This window comes from Streptomyces sp. NPDC088194 (assembly GCF_040702025.1).
Taxonomy (GTDB): domain Bacteria; phylum Actinomycetota; class Actinomycetes; order Streptomycetales; family Streptomycetaceae; genus Actinacidiphila.
Genome location: NZ_JBFBIV010000004.1, coordinates 41,008 through 55,986, shown reverse-complemented (window position 1 = coordinate 55,986; position 14,979 = coordinate 41,008). Strand labels below are relative to the sequence as shown.

The window sequence follows — 14,979 nt, the reverse complement described above, 5'->3', positions numbered from 1 at the left end:
AGGGTCCCGGCGCCCGATTTGGGCGTACCGTCGAAGGGAACCTGTACGCACCCGCGGAGTGACCCCCGGGAGGCGGGAAGCATGAGTGGTGGCGGTAGGAAGGACGCGGTTCCAGGGGCCGCCGGAGGCGTATCCGCGGCGGCTCCCGCCGGGAGTCGCCCCGAGGCGGTGCGCAACGTGGTGCTGGTCGGCCACAGCGGCGCGGGCAAGACCACGCTGGTGGAGGCGCTGGCGCAGGCCACCGGGGCGGTGGGCCGGGCCGGACGGGTGGAGGACGGCGGTTCGCTGTCGGACCACGACGAGATCGAGCAGCGCCAGCAGCGCTCGGTGCAGTTGTCCCTGGTGCCGGTGGAATGGGGCGGAGTCCGGGTCAACGTGCTGGACACCCCCGGATACGCCGATTTCGTCGGGGAGTTGAGGGCCGGTCTGCGAGCAGCGGACGCGGCCCTCTTCGTCGTCTCGGCCGCGCAGGACGGCGAGGGCATCGGCGGCGCGACCCGGATGGTGTGGGACGAGTGCGCCGCGGTCGGCATGCCGCGGGCCGTGGTGGTCACGCACCTGGAGTCCGCGCGGGCCGGCTTCGAGGAGACCGCCGCGCAGTGCGCGAGCGAGCTCGGCGGCGACGACCCGGACGCGGTGCTGCCGCTGTACCTGCCGGTGCACGGCCCGGCGGGACCCGACGGCCACGCCCCGGTCACCGGCCTGGTCGGGCTGCTCACCGGCCGGGTCTACGACTACTCCACCGGTGAGCGGGTGGAGGCCGACCCCGACGCCGAGCTGGCCCCGCGGCTCGCCGAGGCCCGCAACCGGCTGATCGAGGGGATCATCGCCGAGAGCGAGGACGAGACGCTGATGGACCGCTACCTCGGCGGCGAGTCGATCGACGTCGGGACCCTCGTCACCGACCTGGAGCGGGCCGTGGCCCGCGGCACCTTCCACCCGGTGCTGGCCGCCGCCCCCGCCGCCGAGGGCTCCCGCCAGGGCCTGGGCACCGTGGAACTCCTCGAACTGGTCACCGGCGGCTTCCCCACCCCGCTGGAGCGCGCCGCCCCGCCGGTCACCGACCCCGACGGCCGCCCCCGCCCGCCGCTGACCTGCGACCCGGACGGCCCGCTGGCCGCCGAGGTGGTCAAGACCACCTCCGACCCCTACGTCGGCCGGCTCAGCCTGGTACGGGTCTTCTCCGGCACGCTGCGGCCCGACGAGACGGTGCACGTGTCCGGGCACGGCATGGAGGACCGCGGGCACGAGGACCACGACGTGGACGAGCGGGTCGGCGCGCTGTCGTCGCCGTTCGGCAAGCAGCAGCGCCCGGTGCCGTCCGCGTCCGCCGGCGACCTGGTGTGCGTGGCGAAACTGACCCGCGCCGAGACCGGTGACACCCTCTCCGACCAGGACCACCCGCTGCTGATGGCGCCGTGGCGGATGCCCGACCCGCTGCTGCCGATCGCGATCGAGGCGCACAGCAACGCCGACGAGGACAAGCTCTCCCAGGGACTGGCCCGGCTGGTCGCCGAGGACCCCACCATGCGGCTGGAGCAGAACCCCGACACCCACCAGGTGGTGCTGTGGTGCATGGGCGAGGCGCACGCCGACGTGGCACTGGAGCGGCTGCGCAGCCGCTACGGGGTGCAGGTCGACGCGGTCGCGCACAAGGTGCCGCTGCGCGAGACGTTCGGGCAGCCCGCGACCGCCCGCGGCCGGCACGTCAAACAGTCCGGCGGGCACGGGCAGTTCGCGATCTGCGAGATCGAGGTGGAGCCGCTGCCGGTGGGCTCGGGCATCGAGTTCGTCGACAAGGTGATCGGCGGGGCGGTGCCGCGCCAGTTCATCCCGTCGGTGGAGAAGGGCATCCGCGCCCAGGCCGCCCGCGGGGTCGCGCTCGGCTTCCCGGTGGTCGACATCCGGGTCACGCTCTCCGACGGCAAGGCGCACTCGGTGGACTCCTCCGACGCCGCCTTCCAGACCGCGGGCGCGCTGGCGCTGCGGGAGGCCGCCGCCGAGTGCCCGATCCACCTGCTCGAACCCGTGGACGAGGTCGGGGTGTTGGTGCCGGACGCCTACGTCGGCCCGGTGATGAGCGACCTGTCCAGCCGGCGCGGCCGCGTCCTGGGCTCCGAACCGGCGGGCGAGGGCCGCTCGATGGTGCGGGCCGAGGTGCCCGAGATCGAGATCGGCCGGTACGCCATCGACCTGCGCTCCCTGTCGCACGGCACCGGCCGGTTCAGCCGCCACTACGCCCGTCACGAGCCGATGCCGGCGCAACTCGCCGCGAAAATGCATTACTTGGAAGAGGCGGAACAGCAGACGGCGCGCGCCAGGTGACGCCGCGCCGGTAATGTGGAAAGTGCTCCGAACGTGTGATGCGGCCCTGTGCGGGGAATGGGCTGGTCGGAGCCTGCCTTTCAGGGTGCGGTCGGATGGCGAGTGGGGGCTGCGGTGACAGACGGGTTCGACTTCAGCCCGGGAGCGCAGGTCCCGCTCCTGGGTACCGACGGCGAGACGGCCGCGACACAGGCGCTCGCCTCGGCGGCGTACCGGGACTCCACGATGGAGGACCTGATCGGCATCAGTGACGGTGCCAAGGTGACGCCGCCCCGGCTGTCGCTGTTCGAGCCCAACCTCGGTGAGGCGTTCGCGCGGGCGGTGCAGGTCCGGATGCTGGGCGCGGCCCGCGGCGAACTCGTGCAGTCCTTCGGCATCGAGCCGCAGACCGTCGTCGAGCACTGCCTGGCGGCCACCCGGATCAGGCAGGAGCGCGACAACCGGCTGAGCGTCGTGATGGGGGTGTGCGGGCTGCTGTTCCTGCCGGGCACCTTGCTGTGGCTCGGCGCGTTCCAGCTGCGCCGCTCGCTGACCGGCCTGAGGGAGAAGGGCAACAAGGCGGGCGTGCTGGGCGGGGCGGTGCTCGCGGTCGCGGCCGTGCTGGCGGTCCTGCTGGCGATCCGGCCGCCGTTCAGCGGGTTCTGGGCGCTGTACTTCCGCGTGGTGATGATCGTGCCGGTGATCGGCTGGTTCCTCGCCCGCCGGATCTGCGAGCGCACCGCCAAGGACCTGCGCGACCGGTGGGGCGAACTGGCCGGCGGCTCCGGGGTCGGCGCGAAGATCCCCGAGGCGGTGCCGCGCAACCCCAACCAGCTACGCGCCGAAAGCCTCCGGCAGAGCCTGGCGAAGCTCGCCGCCGAGCAGAGCAGCAACGTCGTCTTCTACGCGGGCCCGCGCGGGATACTCGGCATGGGCAGCCGCTGGGGCAGCTGGCAGATGGCCGAGGAGCTGGTGCCGCGCGAGGACATGAAGGAGATCAACCCGTTCCGCAGCTGGGATGTGATCCGGGCGATCCACGACCGGCTGCGGATGCTGGAGCGCGGCCCCCTGCACACCGGCGGCTTCCCCAAGCCGTCGATACGGCACTGGGTGGTGGCCCCCATCAGCGAGAGCGCCGGCAGCATCTCCCGCCCCACCGGGACCGAGGTCGAGGCGTACACCGTCAAGGACTTCGAGATCCAGCGGATCTGCAACACCCAGCAGTTCGGCAAGGGCAACCGGCACTACCTGGGCATCCAGTTCGTGCTGTGGGACGGCAACCTCGTGATCACCCTCATGGTCACCGTGACCGTCCTCGCGCAGACCCTGCGCGTCGAGGTCACCGGATACGCGCTCGGACCGATCAAGGGCCTGTTCACCTCCAAGCCGTCCGCGCCGACGAAGACGGTCAGCAAGTCCGTGAAGTTCTGGGAGACCAGGACCGTCTCGCTGCCGGTCGTCAATCCGTCCGAGGTGGTCCGCCTCACCGCCCGCGCGCCGCTGACCCGGTTCCCGTCGATCCTCGACCACCTCGGCGGCTCCCTCAAGCTCCCCGAGCCCTTCGGCCTGCGCCACACCTGGGCCGACAAGCCCTGGCAGCACCGCTTCATGGCCGACGACGCGCTCCGCGCCGCCACCCCCGTCCTCCGCGCGGTGCACGCGGCCGCGATCCAGGTGATGGACGAGAACGGCGTCGACATCACCCAGTTCACCAGCCGCTCCATGGCGCTCGGCGGCATGGTCCAGGGCGTCGAGCCCAAGAAGGCCGACGCCTACGACGCGTAGGGCGGTGCCCCGGGTCGTGTGCGGCTCCCTTCGCGGAGGGAGCCGCACGTACTCAGGGGCGCGTGCGGCCCCCAGGCGAAGCTCTGGGGGGAGAGCCGCGCGCGCAACCCACCGCCGGCAGGCGGTCCCCCGACCGACGGAACCCCCCACCCCGGAGGGTCAGCTCGGCCAGGCGTCCGCGAGCAGCTTGCGGGTGTCGGCCAGAAGCTGCGGCAGCACCTTCGTATTGCCGACCACCGGCATGAAGTTGACGTCCCCGCCCCAGCGGGGCACCACGTGCTGGTGCAGGTGCGCCGCGATCCCGGCCCCGGCCACATCCCCCTGGTTCATCCCGATGTTGAACCCCTGCGCCCCGGACGCGGCCCGCAGCGCGGTCATCGCCTGCTTCGTGAGCAGCGCGACCTCCGCCGTCTCGCCGTCGTCGAGGTCCGTGTAGTCCGCGACGTGCCGGTAGGGCACGAGCATGAGGTGCCCGCTGTTGTACGGGTACAGGTTGAGCACGGCGTACGCCCGCTCGCCGCGCGCGATGACCAGCCCGTCCTCGTCGGACTTCGACGGGATCGCGCAGAAGGGACACCCGTCACCCGCACCGGGCCCGGTCGGCTTGTTCTCGCCCTGGATGTACGCCATCCGGTGCGGGGTCCACAGCCGCTGGAACGCGTCCGGACCCCCCGCCCCACCCCGCTGCTCCGGCTCACTCGTCATGCCGATCAGCATATGGCCAACCCCCCGTCCCGCGTGTCGCCGGGGCCGTCGCCGACCGGGGCCCGCGATCCTGGCCGGATGGCCGACGACCCCCGCCTCGCCCGGTGGAAGACCCGCAGCGAACGGCCCCTGTTCGCCGTGTCGCTGCTCTTCCTGACCGCGTACGCCGTGCACGTGCTGGCCCGCGGGATGCCCGCCGCCGGGCACGACGCGTGCCTGGCGGTGGTGTACGGCGCCTGGGCGGTGTTCCTCGTCGACTACCTGGTGCGGTGGCGGCTGGGCCCGCGGCGCTCGCTCCTCGCGCACGTGCGCCACCACCCGCTCGACACGGTCGTGCTGGTGCTGCCGCTGCTGCGCCCGCTGCGCTTCGTCAGCATGTACCAGGCGGTCCAGCGGCGCCGGGACGAGCCGCGGCTGAGCCTGTACGGGCGGGTGATCGCGTACGCCGGGCTCTCCGCGGTGCTGCTCGGTTTCGCGGCCGCGCTGGCGGTCTACCAGGTGGAGCGGGACGCGCCGGGCGCGACGATCCGCACCTTCGGCGACTCGGTGTGGTGGATGTGCTCCACGATCACCACGGTCGGCTACGGCGACACCACCCCGGTCACGCCGGCCGGCCGCACCATCGCGGTCGGGCTGATGGTGTGCGGCATGGCGCTGCTGGGCGCGGTGACCGGCGCGTTCTCGTCGTGGCTCTTCCAGGTCTTCGCCCGCGAGGGCGAGAAGCCCCCGCTCCGCTGAGGTACGGCGGAACGGGGGCTTCTCGCGTGCGCGGGGACCCGCGGCTCAGACCTGCACGCGGCGCTCCACCACGTCCACGAGCTTCGCCAGCGCCTCGTCGCGCGGGATGTTGTTCTCCTGCGAGCCGTCGCGGTAGCGGAAGGACACCGTGCCGTGCGACATGTCGTCGTCGCCGACGATGATCATGAACGGCGGCTTCTGCCGCTGCCAGGTCCTGATCTTCTTCTGCATCCGGTCCGAGGAGGAGTCGACCTCGACCCGCAGGCCCTTGCGCTTGGCCTCCTCCGCGAACTCCTGGAGGTAGGGCACGTGGGCGTCGCCGACCGGGATGCCGACCGCCTGCACGGGGGCGAGCCAGGCCGGGAAGGCGCCCGCGTAGTGCTCCAGCAGCACCGCGAAGAAGCGCTCGATGGAGCCGAAGAGCGCCCGGTGGATCATCACCGGCTGCTGCCGGGTGCCGTCGGCCGCGGTGTACTCCAGCTTGAAGCGGGCCGGCTGCTGGAAGTCGACCTGGATCGTGGACATCTGCCAGGTCCGGCCGATCGCGTCACGCGCCTGGACCGAGATCTTCGGGCCGTAGAAGGCGGCGCCGCCCGGGTCCATCACCAGTTCCAGGCCCTGCTTCTCGGCGGCCTGCCGCAACTGCTCGGTGGCCTCGGCCCATTCGTGGTCCTCGCCGATGAACTTGTCGCCCTCGCCACGGGTGGACAGCTCCAGGTAGAAGTCGCTGAGGCCGTAGTCCCGCAGCAGGTTCAGCACGAAGGTGAGCAGGGAGTCCAGCTCGTCGGGCACCTGCTCCTTCGTGCAGTAGATGTGCGAGTCGTCCTGGGTGAAGCCGCGGGCCCGGGTCAGGCCGTGCACGACGCCCGACTTCTCGTACCGGTACACCGTGCCGAACTCGAACAACCTCAAGGGGAGTTCGCGGTAGGAGCGGCCGCGGGCGTCGAAGATCAGGTTGTGCATCGGGCAGTTCATGGCCTTGAGGTAGTAGTCCTGCCCCTCGAACTCCATGGGGGGGAACATGCCCTCGGCGTAGTGCGGCAGGTGGCCGGAGGTCTCGTAGAGCTTCGCCTTGGTGATGTGCGGGGTGTTGACGAACTCGTACCCCGCCTCCTCGTGGCGCCTGCGGGAGTACTCCTCCATCTCCTTGCGGATCACCCCGCCCTTGGGGTGGAAGACGGCGAGGCCCGAGCCCAGCTCGTCGGGGAAGGAGAAGAGGTCGAGTTCGGCGCCGAGCTTGCGGTGGTCGCGCTTCTCGGCCTCGGCGAGGAAGTCCAGGTGGGCCTTGAGCTCGTCCTTGGTGGGCCACGCGGTGCCGTAGATCCGCTGGAGCTGCGGGTTCTTCTCGCTGCCGCGCCAGTACGCGGCGGCGTTGCGCATCAGTTTGAAGGCCGGGATGGCGCGGGTGGTGGGCAGGTGCGGGCCGCGGCACAGGTCCTTCCAGCACAGCTCGCCGGTCTTCGCGTCGAGGTTGTCGTAGATGGTCAGCTCGCCGCCGCCCACCTCGACGTCCGCGCCGTCCTCGGAGTTCGCCGCGGAGCCCTTGAGGCCGATCAGCTCCAGCTTGTACGGCTCGTCGGCCAGCTCCTCGCGGGCGGCGTCGTCGGTGATCGCGCGACGGGAGAAGCGCTGGCCGCGCTTCTGGATCTCCTGCATCCGCTTCTCGATGGCCTTGAGGTCATCGGGGGTGAAGGGCTGCGGGACGTCGAAGTCGTAGTAGAAGCCGTCCTTGATCGGCGGGCCGATGCCGAGCTTGGCCAGCGGGAAGAGGTCCTGCACCGCCTGGGCCATCACGTGGGCGGTGGAGTGCCGCAGGATGTTCAGCCCGTCGGGGCTGGTGATCTCCACGGCCTCGACCTCGTCGCCGTCGGCGACCGGGTAGGCGAGGTCCTTGAGCGCGCCGCCGACGCGGGCGGCGACCACGGCCCGCTCGCCCTCGAACAGATCCGCCGCGGTCGTGCCCGTCGTGACCACCCGCGCTTCCGGTTCGGCGGAATCGCGTTTGATGATCACACGGAGGTCTGACACCGGTCTGCTCCTGACTTGAGGCTTACGAGCGACTTGAGGCTCACGAGCGCGGGCGGGTCGTCTTCCGCCGCTGCGCTGAATCGTACCGAGCCGGGGCGGGCGATCGCGAAGCCGCGGGGTGTGGGAGCTGTGCGGGGGGCCGGGAAGCGTGCGCGGGGTCGGGAACCGCGCGTGGAGCCGGGAGCCGTGCGCCGTGCGCGGGCCGCTACCCGCGGGCCGCCTGCCGCGCGCGCAGGACCTCGGCGGTGCGCTCGTACCACTCGCGGTTGCCGCGCTCGAAGGCGAGACCGCGCAGGCAGGTGAGGTAGGGGCCGATCCGGGCGCCGTGCCGCAGGTACTCCTCCTCGGTGGCGTCGCCGCGCATCCGCCGCAGCAGCCCGTCGAACAGCTCGATCCGGGCCTGCGCGAAGGCGATCCGCTCGGCGAGGCGGGCGGTGAGCACATCGGTGTCGACGTGGTCGGCGGCCTGCACCTTGACCATGAGGTCGTCGCGGATCAGGGACGGCTTGCCGGTGGTGGCGGCGAAGCGTTCCAGCTCGGCGAGACCGAGGTCGGTGACCTCGTAGACGCGCTTGTCGGGGCGGCCCTCCTGCACCACCTTGCGGCCGGTGACCAGGCCGGCCCGCTCCAGCTTGGGCAGTTCCGCGTAGAGCTGCTGCGGGGCGGCCTGCCAGAAGTTGGCCACGCCCAGGTCGAACGCCTTCGCGAGCTGGTATCCGCTCAGCTCCTCGTCGAGCAGCGCCGCGAGCACGGCGTGGCGCAGCGCCATCCGGTCGGCCTCCTCCCCGGTCGCGGAGCGGGGTCGCCAGGGTCGTCCCTGGCCGGTCGGAGGGTTGTCCCCGGGCCCGCATCCGTGCATCATCATACTCAAGAAACTGAGTACTCAAATCGTTGAGTATCCGGAGGGGAGCGCTGCCGTCATGACCGCGACCGAAACCGCCGTGGACCGTTTCCGCACCGCCGTCGAGGAGCGTGACCTCGGCGCGATGGAGGGGCTGTTCACGGAGGACATCCGCGTCTACAGCCCGGTGAAGTTCCGCCCCTTCGAGGGCCGGCCCCTGGTGCTCGGCCTGTTCAACGTCCTGCTGCGCACCTTCGAGGACTTCCGCTACGTCGGCCGGCTCGACGGCGCCGCCCAGACCCTCGCCGACGGCGCCGAGACCCCCGCCGCGGTACTGCTCTTCCGCGCCACCGTCAACGGACGCGAGATCAACGGCATCGACCTGATCCACCTCGATCCGGCCGGCCTCATCCGCGAGTTCACGGTCATGGTCCGCCCGCAGTCCGCGGTCCACGCCCTCGGCGAAGCGGTCCTGGCCGGCCTGGTCGCGGACGGCCTGGCCCCGGCGCAGCCCTAGCCCGCAGCCGCATCGACGGAACCGCCCTACGAGGCAAAGGAGTCGGCCTCGTCCCTGGGACCGCCAAGGACGGTGGTGGGCGGGTGAGGCGTCACCGCGTCACCCGCCCACCGTGCCGACCCGGTCGCGCGCGTCACATGGCTCAGCCGAGCGGGAGTTCCAGGCTGGCTTCCTCTCCCTTCGGCGAGCTGATGGTGGTGGTGGTGCTGCCGTCCTCACCGGCGAAGGAGTACAGCTTGTCGCGGCTGTTGACGACCAGGACGAGCCGGTGGCGGTCCGGCAGGTCGTAGACGGCGGGCTGGAGCTGCCAGCTGACCGAGCGGTCCAGGTTGGGGGTCAGGTCGCTGACGGTGTACGGCTCGTGGGTGATGATCCGGGCCGTGCCGTCCGGGGCGGCGTCGAACAGGTAGGCCACCAGGGTGGTGGCGTCCGAGGTGCTGCGTACGGTGAACCGCACGGCCGCGGTGCCCCGGATGCGCCGGGCCGCACCGTCCTGGCCGGCGAGCGGCTCGGTCGCCCAGACCAGCAGCTGCGGCCGTTCGAACTTCGCCGGGTCGTAGATCTTGGGGTTGCCGAACCACTCCTGCTGCCCGGTCTGCAGGATGGCGCCCATAGCGGTGGCGGAGGTCAGCTCGCCGGCGGTGAAGTCCCGGGCCCATCCGTCGGTCGGCTCCTCGGCCAGCGCGCCGTCGCCGTTGCCACGCGTGGCCGTGAGGTACCAGATCTCGCTGCCGGTGGTGACGTCGTCCCACACCGGACGCTGTTCACGGTGCGCCGGAACGGTGATCAGGTGGGTGCCGCCGGGGATCGGGATGGTCCGGTAGGTGAACATGACCTGGTTGTCCACCTCCGCCCACGTCGGCACGTCGTTGTCGGCGTCGAGCAGGTAGTGGTCCAGCCAGTCGTAGGCTTCCCGCATCGGGACGCGCAGGCCGGGGAACGGCAGACCGGTCAACAGCCCGGCGAGGCCGGGACCTTCGGGCGCGCCGTGGTCGCCGATCCACATGTTCAGCCGCTTCGGCACGGTGAGCTGCGTGAACGTCTCGATCACCTGGCCGGCCGGGAAGAGGCTCTCGTGCCAGGTGTTCGAGAAGAAGGTCGGGATGCCCCGCGCGTTGGTGAGGCGCACATACGCTTCCGGGGAGCGCTCCGTGCCCCAGGCCACCACGTCGTCGAGGTGGTGGCCGCCCAGGAAGTCGGTGAGGACCTGCCGGGTCTCCTCGTCGAACTTCTCCTCCATCGGGCCCCCGGTGAAGTCGATCAGCGCCTGGGCGGCGGCGAGATGACGGGTGTGGTGGTGGTACAGGCTGGTGGCCAGATTGCCCCAGGTACTGAGCGCGACGACCACGGAGACCCGGTCGTCCGGGTCGTGCGCGGCGATGAGCTGGCTGATCCCGGAACCGTAGGACTCGCCGAGAAGACCGATCTTGCTCGGGTTGAAGTGCTCCTGCGCGTAGTCGATCACCGTCGACCCGTCGGCCCAGTCCTTGGGACCGGCGACATCGACGGTGCCCTCGGACGTGGACGGCAGCGCCGGGTCGCCGATTCCTCGCGGGGTGTACGCCAGCACGTGGTAGCCGCGGTGCGCCAGCGTGAGGTAGGCGTACAGGAAAGGCAGCCAGCCGTACGGGCTCCAGCCGGCGGGCACGATCACGACGGGGTGGGGTGTCGGGTCGCTGAGTTCGATGGAGAAGGCCGACAGGCGGACTCCGTCCGACGCGACGATGCGCGGGAAGCCGATCGAGGCGCGCCGCCGGACGGCGTTCGCCAGCTCCGCCAGCTCCGGTGGGAGCGCGCCCCCGGGGCTGCCCTGGAGTGCGGCGACCAGGGCATTGGCCAGGTCGATGACGGAGGGGGTGAAGGTGAGTCCGGAGTCCCAGACACCGTTGGTGGCGATGTCGGTGAGCGTGGCGTCGGTGATCGACGCGATCGGTTCTCCGCCGGCAGCAGTCATACGATCCACCTTTTCCATGACGGACGCGAAGCCCCGAGGAACGGGCGCTCGCGGGAGTGACGCGGGAGCGTGCCGCTCCGGCGGGCACGGCCGGACGGCCACCGCCCAGCACCATGGTCAGCGGAAGACGTGGAGAGACCGTCGCGTCATGAAGATGTTCACTGCATGGAGTTAAGGCGCCGCGCCAAACCCGGCCGGCACCGGTGACGAGCAGATCCAGCCAACCGGGCCCGACCGCAAGACGCAGGAGGTCACCGCCAAGGTCCCTTGGGCCCAGGGGTGTTGGCGTGCGCGCACGAGGAGGGCTGCGGCGCCCTCAGCCTCGCCCCTCCGGTCAGCCTCGCCCCTCCGGTCAGCCTCGCCCCTCCGGTCAGCCTCGCCCTTCCGGCGCCGCGGCCAAGCGGCTGCGGGTCCGGACTCCGGCATCAGCGCGGGCGGTGGCGGCGGCGAGGCGGCGTTCGAGGTGCGCGCGGCGCTCGGGCCACTCGTCGGCGGTGATGGAGAAGATCGCGGAGTCGCGCAGCCGCCCGTCCTCACCGGGCGCCCAGGACCGGGACCAGTTGCGGAGCACACCCTCGAAGGTGGCGCCGACGGACTCGATGGCGGCGCGCGAACGGAGGTTGCGGGCATCGGTCTTGAGGTCGACCCGGCCGACCTGCCAGGTCTCGAAGGCGTGCCGGAAGAGCAGGTACTTCGCCTCGGTGTTGACGCCGGTGCCCTGCGCGGAACTCGCCAGCCAGGTGAAGCCGACCTCTATCGCGGAGAGCCGGTCGGGGGTGAGCGCGAAGCGCGGCTCCCAGAAGGAAGTGGCGCCGACCGCCCGCCCGGAGGACCTGAGCACCTGGGCGTACGGCGCGAGCCGGCCGGACGCGGCACGTCCGAGTTGCTCGTCGACGTAGTGCCCGACGTCCTCGGCCCTGGGCACCCACGTGAAGCCGTAGGACCCTCGGTCCTCCTCGGCCGCCGCGGCCAGCTCCGGTACGTGCCGGTGCTCCAACGGCTCCAGCCGCACCAACTCGCCCTCCAGCACCGGCCCGTCCAACGTGAAGCCCATGGCCACCGCCCACCCCTCGTCCCACCGCCGCCCGTACGGCGCGCACCGCGCATCGTGCCAGGTCCGCGGCGCGCTGTCGTACGAATTACCCGCGGCCGCGGGGCTCACAGGAGCAGGTGGTAGTCGCGCGGGCTCCACGCCGCCAGTGTCTGCATCTCCACCAGCGCGGCCTGGGTGTTGACGGCGAGCCCCGCCTGCGCCGGCAACAGGCCGGTGGACGGGTCGACCGTCCCCCACAGGGCGTCCGCACAGGCGCGCTGCGCGCCGCGGTAGCGCTCGTCGGGGTCGATCGAGTGCAGCAGCAGCATGTTCTTGAACAGCACCACGGCGCCGGGGACGTCGGCGGCGAAGCTGTTCGCGAAGTCGTAGGTCTCCAGCGCCCGTTCGGCGATGTCCCGGGCCTGTCCGAGGTAGCCACGCTCGCCGGTGGCCAGGTGCAGCAGCGCGGCGGCGCCGAGCATGTTGCCCTGGTTGTAGGCCAGTTGCGCGGTGTCCACGGTGCCCTGGAGGTCGACGTGGTCCCAGTACAGGCCGTTGGGGGCCTTGAGGTGGCCCTCGACCCAGTCGAACATCTCGATGGAGTGCCGGAGCGTGTCCCGGTTCCCGGTGAGCAGGTACAGCCGGGCGCCGATCTCCACGCCGAGGGCGTTGGAGACGGTGTTGCGGTCGTGGTTGTAGGTGGCCTGCGTCCAGAACGTTCCGCCGGGATCGGGGTGGCCGGGGTCGTCGTCCCAGCCGTAGCGGATCAACGCGAAGATCAGCCGGGCGCGTTGGAGGGCCGCCCGGTCACCGGTGGTCCGGTACTGCTGGAGCGCGGCGAGGCCGAGCCACTCGTTGTCGTCGTAGAAGAGGTCGCCGCCCTGGCCGAGCGGGGGCAGCAGATAGGACGCGTAGCCGGGCGGGCTGGCCGGGGCGGGCGGGCTCAGCGGGTTGGCCGACACGGGCGAGGGGTTGTAGTAGCCGGCCAGCGCCTCGTCCCGGTCCCGTACGGCCGAGGCGTAGCGGCGGTCGAGCCGGAGCAGGCCGAGGGTGGCCGTGATGACCCCGGAGAACGGATAGACGTAGGCGTATGGGTTGTCGCCGGGCTGGGCGGGGTGGTTCGGCGCGTAGAGCTTGGCGTCGGGCGCGTAGTAGAAGCGCTGGAGCGCGTCGTACGCCGCGACCGCGCGTCGCGCGTAGCCGCTCCGGCCCGCGTCCGGCCGCGCCGGGCTCGCGAACGCCGGTGTCGCGGCGAGCCCGAGGACGAGGGAACCGCCCGCCAGCGCCGCGGCCTTGCCGAACGCCCGCCGGCTCGTCCCCGATTCACGCTGGTCTTCGCTCGACATCGTTGTCAGCACCTCCGCGTACGCGGCATCGACATGTTCGTCCGGGCGCGAGCGAATGTAGACCCGCGTGATCTTCGGGTCAATGGTGGTGACGCGTACGGTCGGCGGCGGGGGCGCTTACCCGTTTCCACGTTTGCTCGTCTCCTCACCTCGACGGTCCTGCCGACCTCGACGGACATGACGGCTTCCGGGCCGGGGGCGATCCGTTCCTCCTGCTCCGCCTGCCACGTCAGGTCGGGCGGCAGCCGGTCCGAGCCCTGAGCGCCGTACGCCTCCTGCGCCGATGCGCCTTCCAGCCACCCTCCGCACCCCTTCCGCTGGCTCCCCTTCCGCGCGGCAGGGTCGCCGGAGAGCCGTCGACGAGCAGGCCCAGCAGCCCCCGCGGCAGGCCTCTTGACACCCATTTACCGCATTGAGTTAATCAGACTCATGTTTCCTGCTTCCTTACGAGGCAATCCATGACGGCGTCCACGACCGAACGGCGAAACGCCGTCGCCTACCTCGTCGGCCTCGGCCTCTCCTTCCTCGGAGACAACGCGATGTCGCTGGTCGCGGGCATCTGGATCAAGACGCTCACCGGTAGTAGCAGCGCCGCCGCGCTGGCGTCGGTGTGCGTCTACGCGCCGGCGCTGCTGGGCCCGTTGGGCGGGGCGATCGCCGATCGGCACCGGCTGCGACCGCTCCTGATCGGCGTCAACCTCGCAGCCGCGGCAGTGGTCCTCCCGATGCTGCTGGTCCGCTCGCGACACGACATCTGGCTGATCTACGCCGCGATGTTCGGTTACGGCTGCGCGATGGCGGTGACCGGTCCCGCGGAGGGCGCGCTGTTCGCCCGGATCTTCACGGCGGAGACCCGGCAGCGCCTGAACGGCGTGTCGTTGGTGTTGCAGGAGGCCGGGCGCCTGGTCGCCCCGCTGGCCGGTGCTGGGCTGTTCGCGCTGGCCGGTGGCGGAGCCGTCGCCGCTCTCGACGCGGCGACCTTCGCCGTCGCGGCCGCGGCGACCGCGCGGGTGCGGTTCGGGCAACCCCGGCCGGCGCACAAGCCCTTCGACTGGCGCACCGACCTGTCCTCGGGCCTGCGCCACCTCGCCCGCGTCGGCGAACTGCGCGCCGCCGTCGTCATGTCGGCCACGGCCATCGGCATGTCCGGGGTCGCCGTCGCCGCGCAGTACAGCCTGGTGTCGGCGCTGCACCGCTCCCCCGGCTTCCTTGGTGTGCTCTCCGCCCTGCTCGGGGCGGGCTCGATCGCAGGGGGTCTGCTCGCCGGACCGCTGATCCGCCGGGTCGGCGAGCGCAGGCTCATCCTGCTCGGCGTGCTCAACTTCGCGGTCGGGTCGGGACTGCGCGCCACCGGCGTGCTGCCGCTGGCCCTGCTCGGCTCGCTGGTCCTCGGCTTCGCCCTGCCCTGGTGCCTGGTGGCCACGCTCACGCTGACCCAACGGCTGGTCCCGCTCGACCTGCAGGGCCGCGCCTCCGCCGCCGTCAGCCTCCTGCTCTTCGCTCCCCAGCCGCTCACCCAAGCGCTCGGCGCCGCGCTGATCACGGTCCTGGACTACCGCGCCGTCTTCGCTCTCGTCGGCGCCGTACCGCTCGCGGTGTACGCCGCAGCGCAGCTTCGCGCCCGGTGAAATGGGCCCTACCGCGCCCGCGGTGAGGCGGTTTCCGGCCCAGCAGGAGCGTTCGCTCCCTGGCGTCGCGGTCGGCGCCGAGGTCGGGCGGTTCGGTGGA

The 14,979-nt window shown here is 71.8% G+C and carries 11 protein-coding genes; 5 read left to right on the top strand and 6 right to left on the bottom strand.

Translation table 11 applies throughout. The features are described from left to right. The first annotated feature begins 81 nt into the window (after positions 1-81). Together AB0399_RS02855 and AB0399_RS02850 are read left to right on the top strand one after the other, a co-directional pair. Positions 82-2,325, top strand: a complete 2,244-nt coding sequence (locus AB0399_RS02855) for an elongation factor G-like protein EF-G2 (protein WP_329371556.1) — start codon at positions 82-84, stop codon at positions 2,323-2,325. A gap of 114 nt (positions 2,326-2,439) precedes the next feature. Further along, complete coding sequence (locus tag AB0399_RS02850; RefSeq protein ID WP_329371554.1) at positions 2,440-4,089, top strand: hypothetical protein; 1,650 nt, start codon at positions 2,440-2,442, stop codon at positions 4,087-4,089. Between the two features lie 159 nt (positions 4,090-4,248). On the opposite strand, the gene AB0399_RS02845 is transcribed toward AB0399_RS02850, so the two are convergent. Continuing rightward, a complete protein-coding gene (locus AB0399_RS02845; protein ID WP_329371553.1) occupies positions 4,249-4,806 on the bottom strand; it encodes an HIT domain-containing protein in 558 nt (185 codons plus the stop codon). Positions 4,807-4,872: 66 nt separating this feature from the next. Between AB0399_RS02845 and AB0399_RS02840 the strand changes: the two genes are divergently transcribed. Next, a complete protein-coding gene (locus tag AB0399_RS02840) occupies positions 4,873-5,532 on the top strand; it encodes a potassium channel family protein (protein WP_366410032.1) in 660 nt (219 codons plus the stop codon). A gap of 45 nt (positions 5,533-5,577) precedes the next feature. On the opposite strand, the gene thrS is transcribed toward AB0399_RS02840, so the two are convergent. Continuing rightward, positions 5,578-7,560, bottom strand: coding sequence for a threonine--tRNA ligase (gene thrS / locus AB0399_RS02835; protein WP_329371549.1), 1,983 nt, complete (start codon positions 7,558-7,560; stop codon positions 5,578-5,580). Between the two features lie 205 nt (positions 7,561-7,765). Beyond that, on the bottom strand, positions 7,766-8,329 hold the full coding sequence (locus AB0399_RS02830) for a PadR family transcriptional regulator (RefSeq protein ID WP_329371548.1): 564 nt from the start codon (positions 8,327-8,329) through the stop codon (positions 7,766-7,768). 151 nt (positions 8,330-8,480) lie between these two features. Between AB0399_RS02830 and AB0399_RS02825 the strand changes: the two genes are divergently transcribed. Further along, on the top strand, positions 8,481-8,918 hold the full coding sequence (locus tag AB0399_RS02825) for a nuclear transport factor 2 family protein (RefSeq protein ID WP_366410031.1): 438 nt from the start codon (positions 8,481-8,483) through the stop codon (positions 8,916-8,918). Between the two features lie 142 nt (positions 8,919-9,060). On the opposite strand, the gene AB0399_RS02820 is transcribed toward AB0399_RS02825, so the two are convergent. The 3 genes from AB0399_RS02820 to AB0399_RS02810 all read right to left on the bottom strand — a co-directional run bounded on the left by AB0399_RS02820 (position 9,061) and on the right by AB0399_RS02810 (position 13,251). Next, on the bottom strand, positions 9,061-10,872 hold the full coding sequence (locus AB0399_RS02820) for an alpha/beta fold hydrolase (protein ID WP_366410030.1): 1,812 nt from the start codon (positions 10,870-10,872) through the stop codon (positions 9,061-9,063). 370 nt (positions 10,873-11,242) lie between these two features. Further along, entirely contained in the window at positions 11,243-11,926 is a 684-nt protein-coding gene (locus AB0399_RS02815; RefSeq protein WP_366410029.1) for a GNAT family protein, read from the bottom strand. A gap of 104 nt (positions 11,927-12,030) precedes the next feature. Further along, the gene (locus tag AB0399_RS02810; RefSeq protein WP_366410028.1) at positions 12,031-13,251 is read right to left on the bottom strand and encodes a glycoside hydrolase family 76 protein; all 1,221 of its coding nucleotides are present in this window, start codon (positions 13,249-13,251) and stop codon (positions 12,031-12,033) included. Between the two features lie 458 nt (positions 13,252-13,709). Here AB0399_RS02810 and AB0399_RS02805 point away from each other — a divergent pair, with 458 nt between their 5' ends. Continuing rightward, positions 13,710-14,879 carry an MFS transporter gene (locus AB0399_RS02805; RefSeq protein WP_366410027.1) on the top strand — a complete coding sequence of 390 codons (1,170 nt, stop codon included), beginning with the start codon at positions 13,710-13,712 and terminating at the stop codon, positions 14,877-14,879. The last annotated feature ends 100 nt before the right edge of the window (positions 14,880-14,979 follow it).

Excerpts from the sequence above, each read along its gene's own strand:
- AB0399_RS02855 (WP_329371556.1), top strand. The coding sequence starts at position 82 with ATGAGTGGTGGCGGTAGGAAGGACGCGGTTCCAGGGGCCGCCGGAGGC.
- AB0399_RS02845 (WP_329371553.1), bottom strand. The coding sequence starts at position 4,806 with ATGCTGATCGGCATGACGAGTGAGCCGGAGCAGCGGGGTGGGGCGGGG.
- AB0399_RS02840 (WP_366410032.1), top strand. The coding sequence starts at position 4,873 with ATGGCCGACGACCCCCGCCTCGCCCGGTGGAAGACCCGCAGCGAACGG.
- AB0399_RS02830 (WP_329371548.1), bottom strand. The coding sequence starts at position 8,329 with ATGGCGCTGCGCCACGCCGTGCTCGCGGCGCTGCTCGACGAGGAGCTG.
- AB0399_RS02825 (WP_366410031.1), top strand. The coding sequence starts at position 8,481 with ATGACCGCGACCGAAACCGCCGTGGACCGTTTCCGCACCGCCGTCGAG.
- AB0399_RS02820 (WP_366410030.1), bottom strand. The coding sequence starts at position 10,872 with ATGACTGCTGCCGGCGGAGAACCGATCGCGTCGATCACCGACGCCACG.
- AB0399_RS02815 (WP_366410029.1), bottom strand. The coding sequence starts at position 11,926 with ATGGGCTTCACGTTGGACGGGCCGGTGCTGGAGGGCGAGTTGGTGCGG.
- AB0399_RS02810 (WP_366410028.1), bottom strand. The coding sequence starts at position 13,251 with ATGTCGAGCGAAGACCAGCGTGAATCGGGGACGAGCCGGCGGGCGTTC.
- AB0399_RS02805 (WP_366410027.1), top strand. The coding sequence starts at position 13,710 with ATGACGGCGTCCACGACCGAACGGCGAAACGCCGTCGCCTACCTCGTC.